We start from the raw sequence: 17,935 nt of genomic DNA, 5'->3' as shown, positions 1-17,935 counted from the left end.
TCCGTGTCTGCCCCGCATAACGGACGCAAATCACATAATTGGACAGGCCCCCCGGTGGGTTTGCAATCATCAGCAGGATGCAGGAATTCCTCGATGCCATCGACCCGCTCAAACCCCTGATTGCTGTTGCGGCGGCCGTCGCGGCAGCCCTCATCGCAGCGCGGATTGTCCGCGGATCCGTCACACGCATCTTCCGGAAGGTGCCGCGGATCCGGGAGGTGACGGCGCTGGGCCGGAACCCGCTGCGCCTGGTCCTGGCCCTGATCGGAACCCGAATCGCGCTCGGTACCACTGCCCGCTCCGAGGCCTGGTTTGGGGCGGTTGACTACGTCCTGGTGATCGGCTTGATCGCAGCGATCGGCTGGCTCGCCGTCGTCGGCCTGCTGATCGTCGAGGCCGTGGTGCTGACGAAGTACGACACCGATACCAAGGACAACCGGCGGCTGCGCCGGCTCAAGACACAGATCATCCTGGGCCGCCGCGTCGCCGTGGCCCTGATCGTCACAGTGGCCGTGGCGTGCGTGCTGCTGACCATCGACGAAGTCAGGGCCCTGGGCGCCGGTCTCCTTGCCTCGGCCGGCCTGCTTTCCATCGTCGCCGGCCTGGCCGTCCAGAGCACCTTGGGCAACGTTTTCGCGGGCCTACAGCTGGCCTTCACCGATGCGATCCGTGTGGACGACGTAGTGGTGGTCGAAGGCCAATGGGGCAAAATCGAGGAAATCACCATGACCTACGTGGTGGTCCACATCTGGGATGACCGGCGGATGATCCTGCCCTCGACCTACTTCACGTCAACGCCGTTCGAGAACTGGACCAGGAAGCACTCCGACATCCTGGGCACCGTGGAACTCGACCTGGACTGGGAGGCACCGGTTGCTGAACTGCGGGTTGAACTGAAGCGGATCCTTGCCGATACGGATCTCTGGGACGGCCGGACCAGCGTCCTGCAGGTAACCGACGCCATCCAGGGCCTGATCCGGATCCGTGTCCTGGTCTCCGCACCGGACAGCGGAACCCTTTTCGACCTGCGCTGCCTGGTGCGGGAATCGATGGTCTCCTTCCTGCAGGAGAACCACCCCGCCGCCCTGCCGCGGCAGCGCATCGAACAGCTGCGCGCCCCCCTCGTTAAAACTCCGCGGCGCCGCACGGAAGTCCCGCACCTGCACGGCGGTGATCCGGAGGACACCCGTACGTCCCAGCTGTTCACCGGAAGCATTGACGCGGTGGAGCGCAACCGCAGTTTCGCCGGCCCCGGAGCGGATGTCTGGGAGGACCGGGATGAGCGGGTCGACCGCTAGGTGTTGACAAGCCGGGGGTGGGGAGGGCTGGAATGATACCCACGGCGCAGCATGCGGTGGACTGCGGAAAACAAACGGATAGGAAACCCGAGCCATGGTTGACCAGTACGTGATCCACGAATTGCAGGGCTGCACAGTCTGGGCCAAGGACGGTGAGCGGCTGGGGCTGGTGGGCAACGTCCATTTGGACCGGGCCACCGGCGAACCCGCCTGGATCACGGTGGCGCTGGGCCTTTTTGAAGGCCGTCAGTACTTTGTTCCGCTGGCCGGCGCCCGCCGCGAGGACGACGACCTGTACGTGAACTACTCTCGGAAGGCGATCGAGGACTCCCCGGACATGGACCACGAGGGCGCCCTCACGCCGGACGAGGAAGCGGCACTGGAGGACTATTACAAAGGCTGGTGACCACGGCGGGCCTGCTTGGACCTAAGCCTGCTTAGCAATACGATGGGTACCCCGGATTCAAACAGCCAGGAGGGCCCAATGGCTCAGCAGGACAGTGCCCAGAAGGATGGCGCTTCGCTCGGAACGGCTGCCAAGCCGGATTCCCCGACGGAAGTCACCAAACCCAGCTGGATGTACATTTTCCGCAAGACCATCCGCGAGTTCTCCAAGGATCAGTGCACCGATCTGGCTGCCTCGCTGACGTACTACACCGTGCTGGCGCTGTTCCCGGCACTGCTGGCGCTGGTCTCGATCCTCGGCCTGGTGGGCCAGGCGGAGAGCACCACCGACGCGCTGATGGAATACGTCCGGTCCTTCGCACCTGCTGAAGCCGTCACGGTTCTCCAAGGCCCGATCGACCAGCTCACCTCCTCAACCGCTGCCGGTTGGGCACTCTTTGTGGGCCTCGCCGGTGCCCTGTGGTCAGCATCCGGTTACACCGGTGCCTTTGGCCGGGCCATGAACCGGATCTACGAAGTGGAGGAAGGCCGGCCCATCTGGAAGCTGCGTCCGCTCCAGCTGCTGGTCACCCTGATCATGATCCTGCTGGTCGCCTGCCTGCTGATCATGCTGGTGATCAGCGGACCGATTGCGGAGAGCATCGGCAACTGGATCGGCATGGGCGGTGAGGCCCTGATGGTCTGGAACATCGCCAAGTGGCCGGTCATGCTGATCTTCGCCGTCATCCTGATCGCCGTCCTGTACTACGCCACCCCCAACGTGAAGCAGCCCAAATTCCGTTGGATGAGCATGGGTGCCTTCCTGGCCCTGATCGTGATGGCAATTTCGACTGCAGGGTTCGCCTTCTACGTCGGCAACTTCGGCAGCTACAACGCCACCTACGGCGCCATCGGCGGCGTGATCGTGCTGCTGCTGTGGATCTGGCTGGTCAACATCTCGCTGCTGTTCGGCGCTGAGTTCGACGCCGAGGTGGAACGCGGCCGCGAACTGCAGGCCGGCATCCAGGCCGAGCACTCGATCCAGCTTCCGCCGCGGGACACCACACAGATGGACAAGCGGGCGGAACAGGAAGCTAAGGATGTGGAGCAGGGGCGGGCCTTGCGCCAGCAGCACGCCGGTAAGGACTACGACGACGACTTGTAAGAGATCAGCCAGCGGCCCGGCCACGCAGATGCGTGACCGGGCCGCTGGCTTTAAGCTTCGTCCGGCTGGTCCAGCCGGGCTAGGGGGTGGGTGCGGCTGCCGTGCCTCGAGGCTGGCGGAACCACAGGAGCAGCACCACACCGGCCCCTGCCAGACACGCGGCCAGGGGCCACATCCAGGCATCGTCCGGAGGGAGCAGGGAGCTGTTCTCCTGCCAAGGCCACAGCGCGCGGAGGGAGCCCAGGATCAACCCGGTCGCTGCCAGCAGGACGGCCCGCCGCCGGACGCGGAGGAGATATCCCAGCAAACGGACAATGGAAGCCAGGCCGATAATGGCTCCCGTGACGAAGAGTGCCAGATAGCCAACGTCCCGGTTACTGACCGCCGCGAGGGTGGGTTCATACATACCAAAGGTCAGCAGCAGGAAAGATCCTGAAAGGCCGGGCAGCGCCAGCGCGCACACGGCCACGGCGCCGCTGAGGACCAGGACCCACCACGGCGGATCCTCAATCTGCAGGGCCGGAATCCCCAGCAGCGCAAATGCCGCCGCGGCAATCAGCAGCACTGCCACCGGGCCGAGGAACCGGCCGGACGGCGTCGTTGGGCCTGCTTCCCGGGCCATGCTGAGGGGGACAAGCAGGCTCGCCGACACCATGCCGAAAAACAGTGCACTGGCAATGGTGGCCTGGTTCTCGACAAAGGAATGCAGCGGTCCGGACAAAACGAGCAGGGCGAGGAACATGCCGGCGGCCAGCGGAAGCACCAGGTTCCACTCGACGGGTGCCAGTTTGCGGACGGCAGCGGCCCGATCCCGTCGAACGGCAAGATGCGCAACACCGCTGATGAAGTGGTTCGCCGACGCGATCAGCCGGTCGAAGACGCCGAGGACGAGTGCCACGGTGCCGCCGGAAACACCGGGTACGAGTTCCACCAGGCCGATGAGGGCTCCGCGGCCCGCATGGGCAACGCTGGAGCGGACAGTGGGCTGCGCCGGGGGCGGAGGGGACAATTGGGAGGGGGAGAGTGAGGCCATCAAGTCCACGCTACTAGCGGCCGGGCCCCAGCAGTGGCGACGACGGCAGCCCCGCCTGCTCGCTGAGCCCGTCGAGGACGTCCTGGAAGGCGCGGAGTGAAGACCGCTGAGGCTCCCAGCCCAGCACCTCCCGGGCACGCGAGGTGTCCATGAGCGGAGCTCCGGCGGCCATATCAATCCAGCCCGGATCCGTCGCCTGGAGCCGTGCCGCCCAGGTGAGCGCTACGACGGCCCGGATCAGGCCAACGGGAACGTTCAGGATTCTGCGGGCACCCAGCAATCCGGCCAGCAGTTCGGGGGTGATCACCGGATCAGCGGCAATGTTGTAGGCGCCCTCGGCCCGCTGGTCTATCACCCGCCAGTAGGCGTCGGCCATGTCATCGGCGTGGACCACCTGGAACGAAAACTCGGCGGGCAGCGGAATCAGCGGCAGGCTCAGCCGGTTCAGGATGAACCTGGGCACCAGTGGACCCAGGAAGTACCGCCCGATCTCGCTGCCGGCGTCGGACTGGAAAATCAGGCCCGGACGCAGCCTGGCCACGGGAATCTCCGGGTAACGCCGTTCGAAGTCGTCCAGCAATTCTTCCTGCTCGCCCTTGTGCCGGCTGTAGTGGGACGTGGCGATGCCGCGCGCCGGCCAGGATTCGTCCGTCAGGGAGTCCTTGGGGGCGGGGGAGTAGGCGCCCACCGAGGATGCGCACACCACCTGGCGCACACCGGCCTCGGCGGCAGCAGAGAGCATGTTCTCGGTGCCGTGCACGTTGATCCGGTGCAGTTCGGCCTCGTCGCGGTTTGGCTGGATAGCCCAGACCAGGTGGACCACCGCATCAACGCCGTCGAGCACCTCCGCCAGCTCGTCCCGGCCGGTCTTGGACGCGACATCGATGCTGTGCCACTGGACACCTTCGTAGGGACCGGTTGGCTGGGCCGGAATCCGGCGGGCGACGCCGATGATCTCCAGTCCGTCCGGGCGTTCGGCCCGGGCGGCCTGGAGCCGGCGCAGGACGGCGGTCCCCACATTTCCTGTGGCTCCGAGGACGGCTACACGCATCACAATGTCCCTTCAGTAACGAGAAAAACCAGCGCCTCGCAGGCGGCGCTGCTGGTCCACGACTCTACAGCGGGAGCAGCACCCCCGGGCAAGGGCGTTACCGTGGAAGGAGACGGAACAATTCGGCTGATGGATGGAGCGGATATGACAGGCACATCAAAGCAGGAAACGGACACCGGTGCAGCCAGCGGGGACTACAGCACCCGCGGCTCCTACGTATCCGGCGGGCAGGAATACACCCGGGACACCAACTACATTGAAACGCGCATCACCCGCGACGCACGTGACGGCTACCCGGTGGAGCCGGGCCGGTACCGGCTGATCGCCGCCCGCGCCTGCCCCTGGGCCAACCGCACCATCATCGTCCGGCGCCTGCTGGGTCTCGAGGATGCCATCTCCCTTGGAATGCCCGGCCCCACCCACGATTCGCGCAGCTGGACCTTTGACCTTGACCCGGACGGAAAGGACCCGGTGCTCGGCATCGAACGCCTGCAGGAAGCATTCTTCCGCCGCGTGCCCGGCTACACACGGGGGATCACCGTCCCGGCGGTCGTGGATATCCCCTCCGGTGCCGTGGTGACGAACAACTTCCCGCAGATCACGGAGGATTTCTCCACCGAGTGGACCGAATTCCACCGCGAGGGCGCCCCCAACCTGCTCCCGGCTGAGCACCTGGAGGAGATGCGCGAGGTCAACAAACGCATTTTCACCGAAGTGAACAACGGCGTCTACCGCTGCGGCTTCGCCGGATCGCAGGAAGCCTACGACGCCGCGTACGAACGGCTCTGGACGGCCATGGACTGGCTGGAGGACCGGCTCTCCAAACAGCGCTACCTGATCGGTGACACCATCACCGAAGCCGACGTCCGGCTGTTCACCACCCTGGTCCGCTTCGACGCCGTCTACCACGGCCACTTCAAGTGCAACCGGAACAAGCTCACCGAGATGCCCGCCCTCTGGGGGTACGCCCGGGACCTCTTCCAGACACCCGGTTTCGGGGACACCGTGGACTTTGTGCAGATCAAGCAGCACTACTACATCGTGCACGAGGACCTGAACCCCACACAGATCGTCCCCGACGGACCGGACACCTCCGGGTGGCTGACCCCGCACGGCCGGGAAGCCCTCGGCGGACGTCCCTTCGGCGACGGGACCCCTCCCGGCCCGGTCCGCCCGGGCGAGGAAGTCACCCCGGGGCACGGAGCCTAGGCTTCAGCCAGCCGGTCCGGCAGTCCCAGCCAGCACCAACGCCGGACCGGCGGTCCCGCAACACCGAAGGTGGACGTCTGAAGGCGGGACAGTCTAATACGGCATGGAACTGTTTCTTAATTTGACTCGCCGTAGGTTAGCCTTACTTAAGTTCAATTCCGCTGCCCTCAGGAGGTGCTGCCGTGACCTCAACGGCCGTTAACCGCACCCCTGTTTCCGGCGTCCACGCGCCTCCCCGCAAGCGTTCGCGCAAACTGCCGCCGGTCTGGCTGCTGACCGCCGGATTGCTGGCCCTGGCCTTGGCAACCTTCGCCTCCGTAGCGCTCGGAGCCCGGCCGCTGTCCCTGGAAACTGTGCTGCAGGCACTCACCAGCCCGGACCCCGCCAACGGCGACCACGCGGTGGTGCTGAGCCGGGTTCCGCGGACCGTCGCGGCCCTGCTTATCGGCGCAGCCCTGGGGTTGGCAGGAACCGCCCTGCAGGGCATGACCCGCAACCCGCTGGCAGACCCGGGGATCATGGGACTCAACGCGGGAGCGGCCTTCGCCGTCGTCACCGCCATCTACGTCTTCGGTATCACCTCCTTCACCGGCTACGTCTGGTTTGCCCTGGCCGGCACCGCGGTGGCCGCAGTGATTGTCTATTCCGTGGCTTCCCTGGGCAGGGAGGGCGCCACCCCGGTCAAGCTGGCGCTGGCCGGTGCCGGACTGACCGCCGGGCTGACCTCGCTGCTCTCCGCCATCCTGGTCAGCAGCCGGCAGACGCTGGATACCTTCCGCTTCTGGCAGGTCGGCACCGTCTCCGGCCGCGGCTGGGACGTCCTCCTTCCCCTGATCCCCTTCCTCGCCGTGGGCGCAGCGATCCTCCTGGCTTCGGGCCGGCTGCTGAACGGCCTGAGCCTCGGCGACGACGTCGCCCGCGGACTGGGGCAGAACGTCAACCTCTCCCGCGGCATCATGGCGGTCGGCGTGGTGCTGCTCTGCGGTGCCGCAACGGCTGCCGCAGGGCCCATCGCGTTCCTCGGCCTGGTCATCCCGCACCTGGTGCGCGGGCTGACCGGCCCCGACTACCGCTGGATCCTGGTGCTTTCCGCCGTGCTCGCACCCGTGCTGCTGCTGGTGTCCGACGTCGTCGGCCGGCTGATCCTGCCCCCGGGCGAGGTGCCGGTCGGCATCATGACCGCCGTGATCGGCGCGCCCGTCTTCATAGCCATCATCCGCCGGCGGAAGCTGGCAGAACTGTGAGCGCCGCCCCCGTGCTGCGCCAGGACCGTACCGCCGGCTCAGCCGCCCTCATCCGTGATGTCAGGCGCCGCAGCGGCCGCCGCCGCAGGGCGGTGCTGGCCTCCCTGGCCGCCGCCGTCGTGGTCCTCTTTTTCGTCTACGTCCTGCTGGGGAACTACACCGTCACCGTCCCCGACTTTCTCCGGATCCTGGGCGGGGAAAAGATCCCCGGCGCCAGCTTCATCGTGATGGAGAGCAAGCTGCCGCGCGCCGTGACGGCCGTCCTGATCGGTGTCGCGTTCGGTGTCTCGGGGCATCTTTTCCAGACCATGCTGCGGAACCCGCTGGCCAGCCCGGACATCATCGGCATCAGCTATGGTGCGAGCGCCGCAGCCGTGGCCGCCATGGTGGTCTTCGGTGCCACCGGGGGAGCGGTCTCCGCCGCGGCGCTGCTGGGAGCCACCGCCGTCGCCGTCGCCCTCTTCCTGCTCAGCCGCAGGGGCGGTGCGGCCGGAGCCCGGCTGGTCCTGATCGGCGTCGGGTTCGCCGCCGTACTGCAGGCCGTGGTCAATTTCCTGCTCACCCGCACCGATGTGCGGACAGCCGCCGATTCGCTGGTCTGGCTCACCGGTTCCCTGAACTCCGCCTCCTGGGAACGCGCCGGGATTGTGGCCGCGGCGCTGGTGGTCCTGCTGCCCACTGCGGTGCTGCTGGGCCGCCGGCTCCGGGTCCTCGAGCTGGGGGACGACTTCGCCGCCGGGCTCGGGCTGCCCGTGGAGGCTACCCGCGCCGGGCTGCTCTTCACCGGCGTCGGCCTCGCTGCGGTGGCTACCGCCGCTGCCGGACCGGTGGCCTTCGTAGCCTTCCTCGCCGGGCCGATTTCCCGCCGGCTGCTGGGCGGGCGGGCTTCGCTGCCCGCCGCCGGCCTGACCGGCGCCGTGATCCTGCTCGCGGCCGACTTCGTAGGCCACAACCTGGTGCCCGGCACCTCCCTGCCGGTGGGGGTCGTCACCGGTGCGCTGGGCGCACCTTTCCTGCTGTGGCTGCTGGTCAGCTCCAACCGTGTTGGCCGAGGAGGCTAAAGCATGCAGAACAAACTGGGAGCACAGGACCTGGTCCTGTCCTATGAAGACCGCAAGGTGGTCGACGGGCTCAGCGTCGAGCTGCCTCCCGGGCGGATCACCGTCATCGTCGGCGCCAATGCCTGCGGTAAATCCACCCTGCTCCGCGGCTTGGCTCGCCTGCTCAAGCCGGCCGCCGGCGTCGTGCAGCTAAACGGCCGGGACATCAACGCGCTGCCCAGCCGCGAGGTGGCCCGTACGCTCGGACTGCTCCCGCAGACTCCCAACGCGCCGGACGGTATTACGGTCGCGGATCTGGTGGGCCGTGGACGCTACCCGCACCAGGGGTGGTTCCGGCAGTGGAACAGCCGCGATGATGAAGCCGTGGCAGCCGCGTTGGAAGCCACCGGCACGCTGGAGCTTGCGGGACGCGACGTCGACGAGCTCTCCGGCGGGCAGCGCCAGCGGGTCTGGATCGCCATGGCCCTGGCCCAGGAAACGGACATCCTGCTGCTGGATGAGCCCACCACCTTCCTGGATGTCACCCACCAGGTGGAGGTCCTTGACCTGCTGACCGACCTCAACCGGCGCTCCGGAACCACCGTGGTGATCGTGCTGCATGACCTGAATCTGGCAGCCCGCTACGCCGACCACCTGATCGCGATGAAGGCCGGCGCGATCGCCGCGCAGGGGGATCCCGCAACGATTGTCACCACGGCACTGGTCCGCGACGTTTTTGGCCTGGACGCCTCGGTGATCCCGGATCCGGTCTCCGGGACACCCATGGTGGTTCCGGTTGGCCGGCACCACTCCCGCAGGCACCGCGAACCGGTGCCGCAAGCCACCGGCTACCTGCCCAACCCGCACGACACCCGCACGGAAAACCGCAATCCTTTGGAGGCAGCTTCATGACCGGCACACGTACCCGCACGTCAGCGGCCGCAGTAAAACCCCGCCGCCAGGGTGCCAACGCCGCGGTAACTGCCTTCGACGTCGAAGTCCGTTCCGTCCGCCGGCTCAGCGCCAACTTCCAGCGGATCACATTCGGAGGGGAGTGCCTGCGCAGCTTCGGCGTGCAGGGACCGGCTGATGACCTGCGAATCAAGGTCGTCATCCCGCCGGCCGCCGAAGACGGCACGCGGCAGACGCTTCCCGAGCTTAACTGCGACGACGCCGGCTGGTACCAGAACTGGCTCGCCATGGATGCGCAGCAGCGCGGCTCCATGCGGACCTACACCGTCCGAGCTTCCCGCTGCACTGCCCCGCAACCGGAAATCGACGTCGACTTTGTTCTGCACTTCGATGCCGACGGTGTGGGCGGACCTGCATCCCAGTGGGCTGCCGAGGCGCAGCCGGGGGACAGGGTCACCGTCATCGGCCCGAACGCGGTGCACTGCGTCACCGCGGAATCCTACGGCGGCATCGAGTGGCGGCCCGGGCTGGCTCAGCATGTGCTTCTGGCAGGCGACGAAACCGCCGTACCTGCGGTCGCGTCCATTCTGGAAAACCTGCCGGCAGGCATCACCGGCCATGCGCTGCTGGAAATCCCGGACGAGGCAGATGCCCAGCCGATCAGCACCGCCTCCAGCGTCACCGTCACCTGGCTGCCGCGCGGAAGCCGCCCCCACGGAGAGCTCCTGGAGGCCGCTGTCCGGGAAGCCGTTGCCGTGCCGGGCTACGCGAGCCTGGGCACCGCTGACGGTGTACCGCCGGCGACGGTTGCCCCCGGCCGCGGCCAGGAGCCGGAGGACGTGGACATCGATTCGGCGATTCTGTGGGAAACCCCGGCCCGCCTCACCCCGGAAGTCGTGGAGAACTCACCGAGCCCGAACACCCCGGCCGGCGCCCTGCCGTTCTACGCGTGGATTGCCGGCGAAGCCGCAGTGGTCCGCGGGCTGAGGCGCTACCTGGTCCGTGACGCCGGGATTGACCGCAAGCAGGTCGCCTTTATGGGTTATTGGCGCCACGGCCGCGCAGAACTGTCCTGACGGCTATTTCCTCACCAGCCCTTCCTGACGTGTGCCTGGGCAGGCCACCGTCCGGTTCCCTTTAGCCGCCCAGATGCCGCCGGCGAAGCTCTCCGATTTCCGACTCCAGGCCGCCGGCACCCGACGGGTGCACAAACTCCGGTGCATTCCGGGCTGTCGCGGGGTCCAGGAGAACCCCGAGCCGCGCCAACTCCACCATCAGCGGGATCGTCTGCAGGCCCAACTCGGTCAACGAGTACTGGCCCTGCTTCCCGGGTGAGGTATCGGCCTTAGTAAGGAAACCGGCCCTCGTCAGGTCGGCAAGCCGCCTCGATAATACCGGGGCGCTGATCCCTTCTTCATTCGCGGTGCACAGCTCACGGAAGCTTCGCCGATCGTAGGCCGCGATATCCCGCAGGATCACCAGGCTCCATTGGTCACCGATCATCTCAAGGGCACGGTTGACCGGGCAGTCGGACCGAGGCGACGTGATCATGTGGCCCCCTTCTAAGTGGTTGCACTTCGTTACTGGATTTTATACGGTCAAACCGGTAACACAATGCAACCACCAAGGTAGCCGCCGATCAGAATCATCCAGGTCCGCGGAATGACAGGAGCAGGAATGAAGGCGTTTGTCCTCCAGAAATACGGAGCACCCATTACCCAGGTGAGCATGCCTGAACCGGTGCTGGGGGACCACGAGGTACTGGTGCGGATGCGCGCCGCGGGCATTAATCACGGTGATGAGCGGCTCCGCTCTGGTGAATTTAGACAGATCTTCCCGTTCAAGCTGCCCATGGTCCTAGGCAGCGAGTTTGCCGGGGAAGTTGTGGCTCTTGGCTCGAAAGCCTCCAAATTCACACCCGGCATGCAGGTATTCGCCTATCCGGATCAGGCCCGCATGGGAGCCTTTGCAGAATTCGTCGCCGTACAGGAGGACGATCTGGCCCTGATTCCGCAATCCACGGACGTGGTGGAAGCAGCAGCACTGCCGGTGGTCGCTCTGACGGCTTGGCAAGGCCTGGTAGAGATGGGCAAGCTGCAGTCTGGGCAGAACGTTCTTATCCACGGAGGCTCCGGCGGAGTCGGATCGGTGGCGATCCAGCTGGCAAAGCATCTGGGAGCTGTTGTTGCCACTACCGTCAACAGCGCCAACGCAGAGTTCGTGCGGGAACTTGGTGCAGACATCGTCATCGACTACCGCACCGAAGACTTCACTGAGAAGCTGTCGAACATTGACCTCGTGCTGGATACGCAGGGCGGCGAAACCTTGAAGCGGTCGCTCGGCGTCCTCCGCCCTGGAGGTACCGTCATCGGCATTACCGGGCCTCCGGATCCCGCTTTCGCAACCCAGGCCGGAGCCAACCCGCTGGTGAAGCTGGCAATCCGGGGTTTGAGTGCCGCCACCCGCCGGCGGGCCCGCCGGCTCGGCGTCACCTACCGTTTCCTGTTCATCCGGCCCAACGGTGAGCACCTGCGCAAGATCGCCGAGCTTGTCGACAGCGGCGTTATCCGGCCGGTCGTGGACCGGGTTCTGCCTTTCGACCAAACCCCGCAGGCTTTCGAATCGCTCCTGTCACACGGTGCACGTGGCAAGGTACTGGTCAGTGTGAACCCCAGCGATGTCACGGCGGGCGGAAACCATGATGCCTAGTACCCGCAGCCAGCCAGTGGCCTCGACCTGGAGCGAAGCGCCGACCCTGCGCGTTGAGGCGGGAGGGGAGATACTGGCTTACCGCGAATTGGGATCACCCGGTGGCCCGCCTGTGCTGATGCTGGCCCATTTGGGGGCAACCTTGGACGAATGGGATCCACGGGTCATCGATGCTCTGGCCCGGAAACACCATGTCGTTGCCGTGGATCTGCCCGGCGTTGGAGCCTCTACTGGAAGCGTCCGCGGGACGATCAAGGCTATGGCAGACGCCGCGGTCGGGTTCATGGAGGCGATGGGTTTCACGAGCGTGGATATCGCAGGATTTTCCATGGGCGGCTTCATCGCACAGCAGATTGCGTTGGATCGGCCAGACCTGGTGCGGCGTCTGGTGCTGGCCGGAACCGGCCCCGCTGGTGGCCACGGCATTAACAGGACCACAGGCCCGGCCTATGTGTACTGGGACATGGTCCGCGGTGCACTGGCCCGGACCGACGCCAAGGAGTTCCTGTTCTTCAACCGCGGCGCTGAAGGCAAGACCGCGGCCAAGGCCTACCTGGGACGTCTCCGCGAACGGATCATGGACCGCGATACTCCCATCACGGTCCGTGCCTTCCGAACACAACTGAAAGCCATCCAGGCATGGGGCCGGGCAGAGCCCCAAAATCTCTCGCTCATCACCGCACCCACGTTGGTTGCGAACGGCGACAACGACCGGATGGTGCCCTCGGACCTGTCCGCCGGCCTTCACCGCCGCATCCCCAACAGCAGACTCACGATCTACCCGAATTCCGGTCACGGTGGAGTGTTCCAGCACCACGAACAATTCAGCAGCATCGTCCTGGAACATCTGGGGGCGTAGTAGGAGGCACTCCCCGGCACGCGGGCGGGGGGAGAGCGGTGTGTTCCCACCCACCCGACGCTCTGTGTTCCCACCCACCCGACGCTCTGTGTTCCCACCCACCCGACCCTCTGTGTTCCCACCCACCCGACCCTCTGTGTCCCCACCCACCCGACCCTGTTTCCTTCCACACAAACCACTCCACTGTCAACACGGCGTCGCCTAGCCTTGAAGTATCACTAGGAATTATCTGATTCCGCGCACCCTCCAGAGGCAAAGCAGTACCGACCGAACTTTTGTCTATTCAGTGGAGTGATGAATGACCGTAAACGTCAACGAGACCGTCAGGAACCTCGCTGACTCTGTCCGCCGGTACATGACTGACACCGCGGCCCGGTATCGGGCAGATGAGCAAACTGAGCAAACCAAGAACACCAAGAACAAGGCCGGAAACACGGCCGGACACCAGACTTTTGATGCACAGGACCGGACTCGGGGGAAGCATTCCGGTCCCCGATGGGACAGCCGCAGCACCGAATTCTCCCGGCGGCTGGAGGAACTCCGGAGCCGGGCCGCAACGCTGGGTACACCTGCCCGCAAAACAGCTGCGCTCGGTGCCGGGGCCTCCCTGGTGCTGTCCGGGATGGTTTTTGGCGTCGCGGAAGCGGCACCCCGGACCCTGGCCGACCGCCAGCTGCTGGATGCCCAGCCCTTCGCAGCATCCCCGGGGCAGGAAGATCCAGTGGTGGAAACTGCGGCTGCAGAGCCCCCTGCCGCAGAAGCGCCCGCCGACGCGGCGGCCGTAGACGGCGTCGGTTCCACCGCGCCCGCCGTGGAGGCGGGGCCGGTGACCCCCGTGGACAACGTTTATGTCACCTCGCCGTTCGGCTGGCGGATCAACCCGATGACCGGCAGCGGCCTGGAATGGCACACCGGGACGGACTTCCGCGGGGCCACCGGCACCCATGTGAAGTCCACCCTGGGTGGCACCGTCACCGAGGCAGGCTGGCATACCAACGGCGGCGGCGGACTGCGCATCGTCGTTGACCACGGCAATGGCACCAAATCCACCTACAACCACCTCAACGACATCTGGGTGGAGCCGGGCCAGTGGGTCGACGGCGGCCAGGTGATCGGCGCTGTGGGCAGCACCGGCAACTCGACCGGACCGCACCTGCACTTTGAAGTGCTGATCAACGGCGAGTACGTGGATCCGATGGAATGGCTCTAGCCTTCACCTGTCGAACCACCAGCTGAACCCGGCTGGCCGGGTGCGCGGTCCGCCGCGCGCCCGGCGCCGCGGCTACGGCTCCGGGTTCGTCAGGATAGCGGGATCCTTTTTGCCGTAAGGCATCCGGATCCGCAGCGCCTGCGGGTCCACGCGCATGGAGATGTGGGACGCTGTGCCCAAATGGTCGCCGTCCATCTCGAATTCCTGCGGCACGTCCGCCCAGATTTCGGCGCTCCGGCACTGGAAGTATTCCACAGCGGTGCCGCGGCCCTTGCCACGGCGCAGCAGCCCGGCGGCAACCGACAGCCAGCCCAGGCCCCCTTTGGGGGCCATTGTCATGATGTCCAGCAGCCCGTCGTCGATTTTCGCGCCCGGGAAGACTTCCAGCCCGCCGATGATCTTGCCGCAGTTTCCACCCATAACGCTGCGCAGGCGGCGCTGGAAGGGGGTGCCGCCGTCGATCGAAATCATGGTCTTGACGGGTTTCCCGGGGAGGTTCCGGATGCCTGCATCCACGTAGGCCAGCCACCCGACCCGGTCCTTGAGCGCGGTGTTGGTGTCGCCCATCATCACGGCGTCGTAGCCCAGCCCCGCCATGACCAGGAAGATATCGCTGTCCACGGCCTCGTCCACCTTGACGTGGACCACGTCTATCCGGCGCTCGGTGCCCGTGAGCGCGGTGCGGATCGCGCCGGCCGGGTCATCGACCGGGACGTCCAGGTTGCGCGCCAGCAGGTTGCCGGTGCCGAGGGGGAGCAGCCCCAGCGGGGTGTCCGTGCCGGCGAGTTCGGCGGCCACACACCGGACAGTGCCGTCACCTCCGGCGGCAATAACGACGTTGACCCCCTCCTTGAGTGCCTGCCGCGCCATTCCGTGGCCGGGATCTTCCTTTTCGGTTTCCAGCCACAGAGGTTCCGCCCAGCCCTCTTCGCGGCAGACACCTTCCACCAACGCACGGATATCCGTGTCTGTTTTCTTGGTGGGATTGATAACGACGGCGGCGCGGCGGGGAGCCGGAGCGGCGTCTGCTGGGAGGCCCTGAGCCTGTGGCTGGCTGGACATGGTGCCCTTCGCTGGATGGGAGTGTTCCGGCTCTGAGTCTAGACTGCCGCCGGCAGCCGGCGTCTTGGTTTGCTCAGGCAACTTGTAGGCTGTGGAGGTGACTGTGACGCAGCGATATGTAGCACTTGGCGATTCATTTACCGAAGGCGTGGGGGACTGGGATCCGTCCCGGCCCAACGGTGTCCGGGGGTGGGCGGACCGGGTGGCGGAGCAGCTGAGCCTGGCGGACTCCTCCTGGGAGTACGCCAACCTGGCTATCCGGGGGAAGAAGCTGCGCCAGGTCATTGATGAGCAGATCGAGCCTGCCCTGGCCCTGGAACCTACGCTGGTGAGCATCTACGCCGGTGGAAATGACATCCTGCGGCCAAAAGTGGACATCGATGCGATTGTCCAGGCTTACGAGGGCGCTATTGCCCGGCTGCGGTCCGCAGGCGCTGCCGTGCTGGTGTTCACCGGATTCGACTCCGGGCAGTCTCCGATTTTCGGCAGGACCCGTGGCCGTACCGCCCTCTATAACGAGCTGGTGCGGGAGGCAGCGGATGCACAAGGCGCGGTGCTGGTCGACTATTGGCGGATGAAGGTCCTCCAGGATGAGCGGTACTGGGACGTCGACCGGCTGCACATGTCTCCCGCCGGCCACATCCTCACCGCCAAGAAAGTCCTGGAGGTGCTCCGCGCCACCGATGCGCTGGATGTTCCGGAACTCGACACCCTGCCCGCCCGGGACCGGATCCAGCGGTTGAAGCAGGATGCGCGGTGGGCGCGCGAGTACCTCGGCCCGTGGGTCGGGCGCCGGCTCAGAGGGGTCTCCTCGGGAGACAATCTCAGTGCCCGGTACCCGTCCCCGGTCCGGCTCCAACCGGAGGATTGAGCGGCTCCAGCACCCCCAAAAACCACGTTCCGGCGCCTGTGTGGCTTAATTCACAACTAAGTCACATTTCTCTTGATTTACAGCGAATGACAACACGACGCAATTCACATTAAGCGTCATAAGCACGCTTAGGATTCGGTATTTGAGCCGAAATTTTCTAAAATAGATGGTCTCCCCGGCCCGTTCCTGGGCGATGGATGCTTTGTCCTGAGCAGATGACCTCTAGAGAAAAGGCCAAAATGCAGCAAGAAGCACCTGATTACAGCGCAGCACCGCCCGGCGCACCGGCACCCCGGTCACCGCGCAAGCCCAAGCGCAATCCGTTGCGCAAGCGCCGCCTCGAGGTGGATGACGTCAACGTTGTTGACCATTCGATGATGAAGAAAGCCGTCGGTGGAACCGTCGTCGGCAACACCATGGAATGGTTCGATATCGGCGTCTACGGCTACCTGGCCGTCACCATGGGCGCAGTGTTCCTTTCGGACGCAGATCCTGCGTCGCAGCTGCTCTTCAGCCTGGGTGTCTTTGCAGTCACGTTCATCGCCCGCCCGCTCGGCGGAATGATTTTCGGGCGGATCGGCGACCGCATTGGACGCCAGAAGACCCTGGCCGCCACCCTGATTATGATGGCGGCTTCGACCTTCATCATCGGGCTCCTGCCCGGCTACGCGCAGATCGGCATGGCAGCCCCCGTGCTGCTCATCCTCATGAAGCTCATTCAGGGCTTCTCCACCGGCGGCGAGTACGCCGGTGCCACCACCTTCGTCTCCGAGTATGCGCCGGACAAGCGCCGCGGCTTCCTGGCCAGCATCCTGGACCTTGGCAGCTACATGGGATTTGCCCTCGGTGCCCTGACCGTCTCCATCCTGCAAATGACGCTCAGCGAAGAAACCATGCTGGACTGGGGCTGGCGCATTCCGTTCCTGATCGCGGGCCCGCTGGGTGCCATCGCCATTTACTTCCGGCTGAAGATCGAGGAATCCCCGGCCTTCCAGGCGACGCTCGACGCGCAGGAGGAGACCGCTGCCTCTGCTGCTGCTTCGGGCAGCACCGGTGCAGAAGACAAGGACGCCGTCGCGCAGGGCACCTTCGGGATCTTCCGCGTTTACTGGCGCCCGATTGTGCTGGCCGTGGTCCTGGTGGCTGCCGCCAACACCGTGGGCTATGCGCTGACCTCCTACATGCCGTCCTACCTCACCGACTCGAAGGGGTACGATCCGCTCCACGGCACACTGCTGACTATCCCGGTGCTCGTCATCATGGCGCTGTGCATCCCGCTGACCGGCCTGCTTTCGGACCGGATCGGACGCCGTCCGGTCCTGTGGATGGGTGCCGGCTCCACTGTCGTCCTGGCCATCCCGTCCTTCCTGCTCATCGGAATGGGGCCCATCTGGTCCACGCTGCTGGGCCTGGCACTGCTGGCCATCCCGGTCACCTTCTACGTGGCCAACCTGGCCTCGTCGCTGCCGGCGCTCTTCCCCACGGCCAGCCGCTACGGGGCGATGGGCATTGCCTATAACTTCGCCGTGGCTATCTTCGGCGGCACCGCTCCGCTGATCATGCAGGGCCTGATCACCCTCACCGGTGATGACATGATGCCCGCCTACTACCTGATGGCCACGTCCCTCATCGGTGCGGTCGCCATCGGAATCATGAAGGAATCAGCCAACCGCCCCATGCCCGGCTCCATGCCGAGCGTGGCCACCGAGGAAGAAGCCCGCGAGCTCGTCGCAACCCAGGACGAGAACCCGCTGCTCGACGTCGACTCCCTCCCCTTCGAGACAGCCGGAACCCCCGGAACTGCTCCGGAGGCCGCGCAGGGCGAGCCGGAAGCCGTCCGCTAGGGCAACCCGGACCGCAGCCGGTGCAGGCCCCGCCGCCGGGCCGG

At 65.9% G+C, this 17,935-nt stretch carries 17 protein-coding genes; 13 read left to right on the top strand and 4 right to left on the bottom strand.

Annotated features, from left to right (window positions below; translation table 11 throughout):
- Positions 1-77 precede the first annotated feature (77 nt).
- The 3 genes from ArtHe_RS12305 to ArtHe_RS12295 all read left to right on the top strand — a co-directional run bounded on the left by ArtHe_RS12305 (position 78) and on the right by ArtHe_RS12295 (position 2,847).
- A complete protein-coding gene (locus tag ArtHe_RS12305; RefSeq protein ID WP_248317204.1) occupies positions 78-1,298 on the top strand; it encodes a mechanosensitive ion channel family protein in 1,221 nt (406 codons plus the stop codon).
- Between the two features lie 94 nt (positions 1,299-1,392).
- On the top strand, positions 1,393-1,704 hold the full coding sequence (locus tag ArtHe_RS12300; protein ID WP_066296753.1) for a PRC-barrel domain-containing protein: 312 nt from the start codon (positions 1,393-1,395) through the stop codon (positions 1,702-1,704).
- A gap of 78 nt (positions 1,705-1,782) precedes the next feature.
- The gene (locus ArtHe_RS12295; protein ID WP_248317203.1) at positions 1,783-2,847 is read left to right on the top strand and encodes a YihY/virulence factor BrkB family protein; all 1,065 of its coding nucleotides are present in this window, start codon (positions 1,783-1,785) and stop codon (positions 2,845-2,847) included.
- Between the two features lie 79 nt (positions 2,848-2,926).
- Here the strand turns inward: ArtHe_RS12295 and ArtHe_RS12290 are convergent, their stop codons facing one another.
- Together ArtHe_RS12290 and ArtHe_RS12285 are read right to left on the bottom strand one after the other, a co-directional pair.
- The gene (locus tag ArtHe_RS12290) at positions 2,927-3,880 is read right to left on the bottom strand and encodes a DUF368 domain-containing protein (RefSeq protein ID WP_248317202.1); all 954 of its coding nucleotides are present in this window, start codon (positions 3,878-3,880) and stop codon (positions 2,927-2,929) included.
- Positions 3,881-3,893: 13 nt separating this feature from the next.
- Entirely contained in the window at positions 3,894-4,931 is a 1,038-nt protein-coding gene (locus ArtHe_RS12285; protein ID WP_248317201.1) for an NAD-dependent epimerase/dehydratase family protein, read from the bottom strand.
- A gap of 144 nt (positions 4,932-5,075) precedes the next feature.
- Here ArtHe_RS12285 and ArtHe_RS12280 point away from each other — a divergent pair, with 144 nt between their 5' ends.
- From ArtHe_RS12280 to ArtHe_RS12260, 5 genes are all read left to right on the top strand, one after another.
- Entirely contained in the window at positions 5,076-6,140 is a 1,065-nt protein-coding gene (locus ArtHe_RS12280; protein ID WP_248317200.1) for a glutathione S-transferase C-terminal domain-containing protein, read from the top strand.
- A gap of 254 nt (positions 6,141-6,394) precedes the next feature.
- Complete coding sequence (locus tag ArtHe_RS12275; protein WP_248319791.1) at positions 6,395-7,384, top strand: iron ABC transporter permease; 990 nt, start codon at positions 6,395-6,397, stop codon at positions 7,382-7,384.
- 92 nt (positions 7,385-7,476) lie between these two features.
- The gene (locus ArtHe_RS12270) at positions 7,477-8,445 is read left to right on the top strand and encodes an iron chelate uptake ABC transporter family permease subunit (protein WP_248319789.1); all 969 of its coding nucleotides are present in this window, start codon (positions 7,477-7,479) and stop codon (positions 8,443-8,445) included.
- Between the two features lie 3 nt (positions 8,446-8,448).
- Positions 8,449-9,336, top strand: coding sequence for an ABC transporter ATP-binding protein (locus tag ArtHe_RS12265; protein ID WP_248317198.1), 888 nt, complete (start codon positions 8,449-8,451; stop codon positions 9,334-9,336).
- Entirely contained in the window at positions 9,333-10,412 is a 1,080-nt protein-coding gene (locus tag ArtHe_RS12260) for a siderophore-interacting protein (protein ID WP_248317196.1), read from the top strand. Before ArtHe_RS12265 ends, ArtHe_RS12260 begins: the two co-directional genes overlap by 4 nt.
- A 61-nt stretch (positions 10,413-10,473) precedes the next feature.
- Here ArtHe_RS12260 and ArtHe_RS12255 read toward each other — a convergent pair whose 3' ends face one another.
- Positions 10,474-10,887 carry a helix-turn-helix domain-containing protein gene (locus ArtHe_RS12255; protein ID WP_083521399.1) on the bottom strand — a complete coding sequence of 138 codons (414 nt, stop codon included), beginning with the start codon at positions 10,885-10,887 and terminating at the stop codon, positions 10,474-10,476.
- Positions 10,888-11,013: 126 nt separating this feature from the next.
- On the opposite strand from ArtHe_RS12255, the gene ArtHe_RS12250 reads away from it, so the two are divergent.
- The 3 genes from ArtHe_RS12250 (at position 11,014) to ArtHe_RS12240 (ending at position 14,114) form a co-directional block, all read left to right on the top strand.
- A complete protein-coding gene (locus tag ArtHe_RS12250) occupies positions 11,014-12,045 on the top strand; it encodes an NADP-dependent oxidoreductase (protein ID WP_248317194.1) in 1,032 nt (343 codons plus the stop codon).
- Complete coding sequence (locus ArtHe_RS12245; protein ID WP_248317193.1) at positions 12,038-12,904, top strand: alpha/beta hydrolase; 867 nt, start codon at positions 12,038-12,040, stop codon at positions 12,902-12,904. Before ArtHe_RS12250 ends, ArtHe_RS12245 begins: the two co-directional genes overlap by 8 nt.
- Positions 12,905-13,202: 298 nt before the next feature.
- The gene (locus ArtHe_RS12240) at positions 13,203-14,114 is read left to right on the top strand and encodes a M23 family metallopeptidase (RefSeq protein WP_248317191.1); all 912 of its coding nucleotides are present in this window, start codon (positions 13,203-13,205) and stop codon (positions 14,112-14,114) included.
- Between the two features lie 72 nt (positions 14,115-14,186).
- Here ArtHe_RS12240 and ArtHe_RS12235 read toward each other — a convergent pair whose 3' ends face one another.
- On the bottom strand, positions 14,187-15,176 hold the full coding sequence (locus ArtHe_RS12235; RefSeq protein ID WP_248317189.1) for a diacylglycerol kinase family protein: 990 nt from the start codon (positions 15,174-15,176) through the stop codon (positions 14,187-14,189).
- A gap of 97 nt (positions 15,177-15,273) precedes the next feature.
- Here ArtHe_RS12235 and ArtHe_RS12230 point away from each other — a divergent pair, with 97 nt between their 5' ends.
- Together ArtHe_RS12230 and ArtHe_RS12225 are read left to right on the top strand one after the other, a co-directional pair.
- Positions 15,274-16,047 (top strand): SGNH/GDSL hydrolase family protein, encoded by a 774-nt coding sequence (locus ArtHe_RS12230; protein ID WP_248317188.1) that lies wholly within the window; start codon positions 15,274-15,276, stop codon positions 16,045-16,047.
- A 239-nt stretch (positions 16,048-16,286) separates the two neighbouring features.
- Positions 16,287-17,891: an MFS transporter gene (locus ArtHe_RS12225; RefSeq protein ID WP_066296729.1), complete on the top strand. Its 1,605-nt coding sequence runs from the start codon at positions 16,287-16,289 to the stop codon at positions 17,889-17,891.
- The last annotated feature ends 44 nt before the right edge of the window (positions 17,892-17,935 follow it).

The sequence above is a fragment of the Arthrobacter sp. Helios genome (assembly GCF_023167125.1).
GTDB classification, from domain to species: Bacteria; Actinomycetota; Actinomycetes; order Actinomycetales; family Micrococcaceae; genus Arthrobacter_B; species Arthrobacter_B luteolus.
The sequence above is the reverse complement of the archived record's forward strand: the minus strand, read 5'-3'. Positions and strand labels throughout refer to the sequence as shown.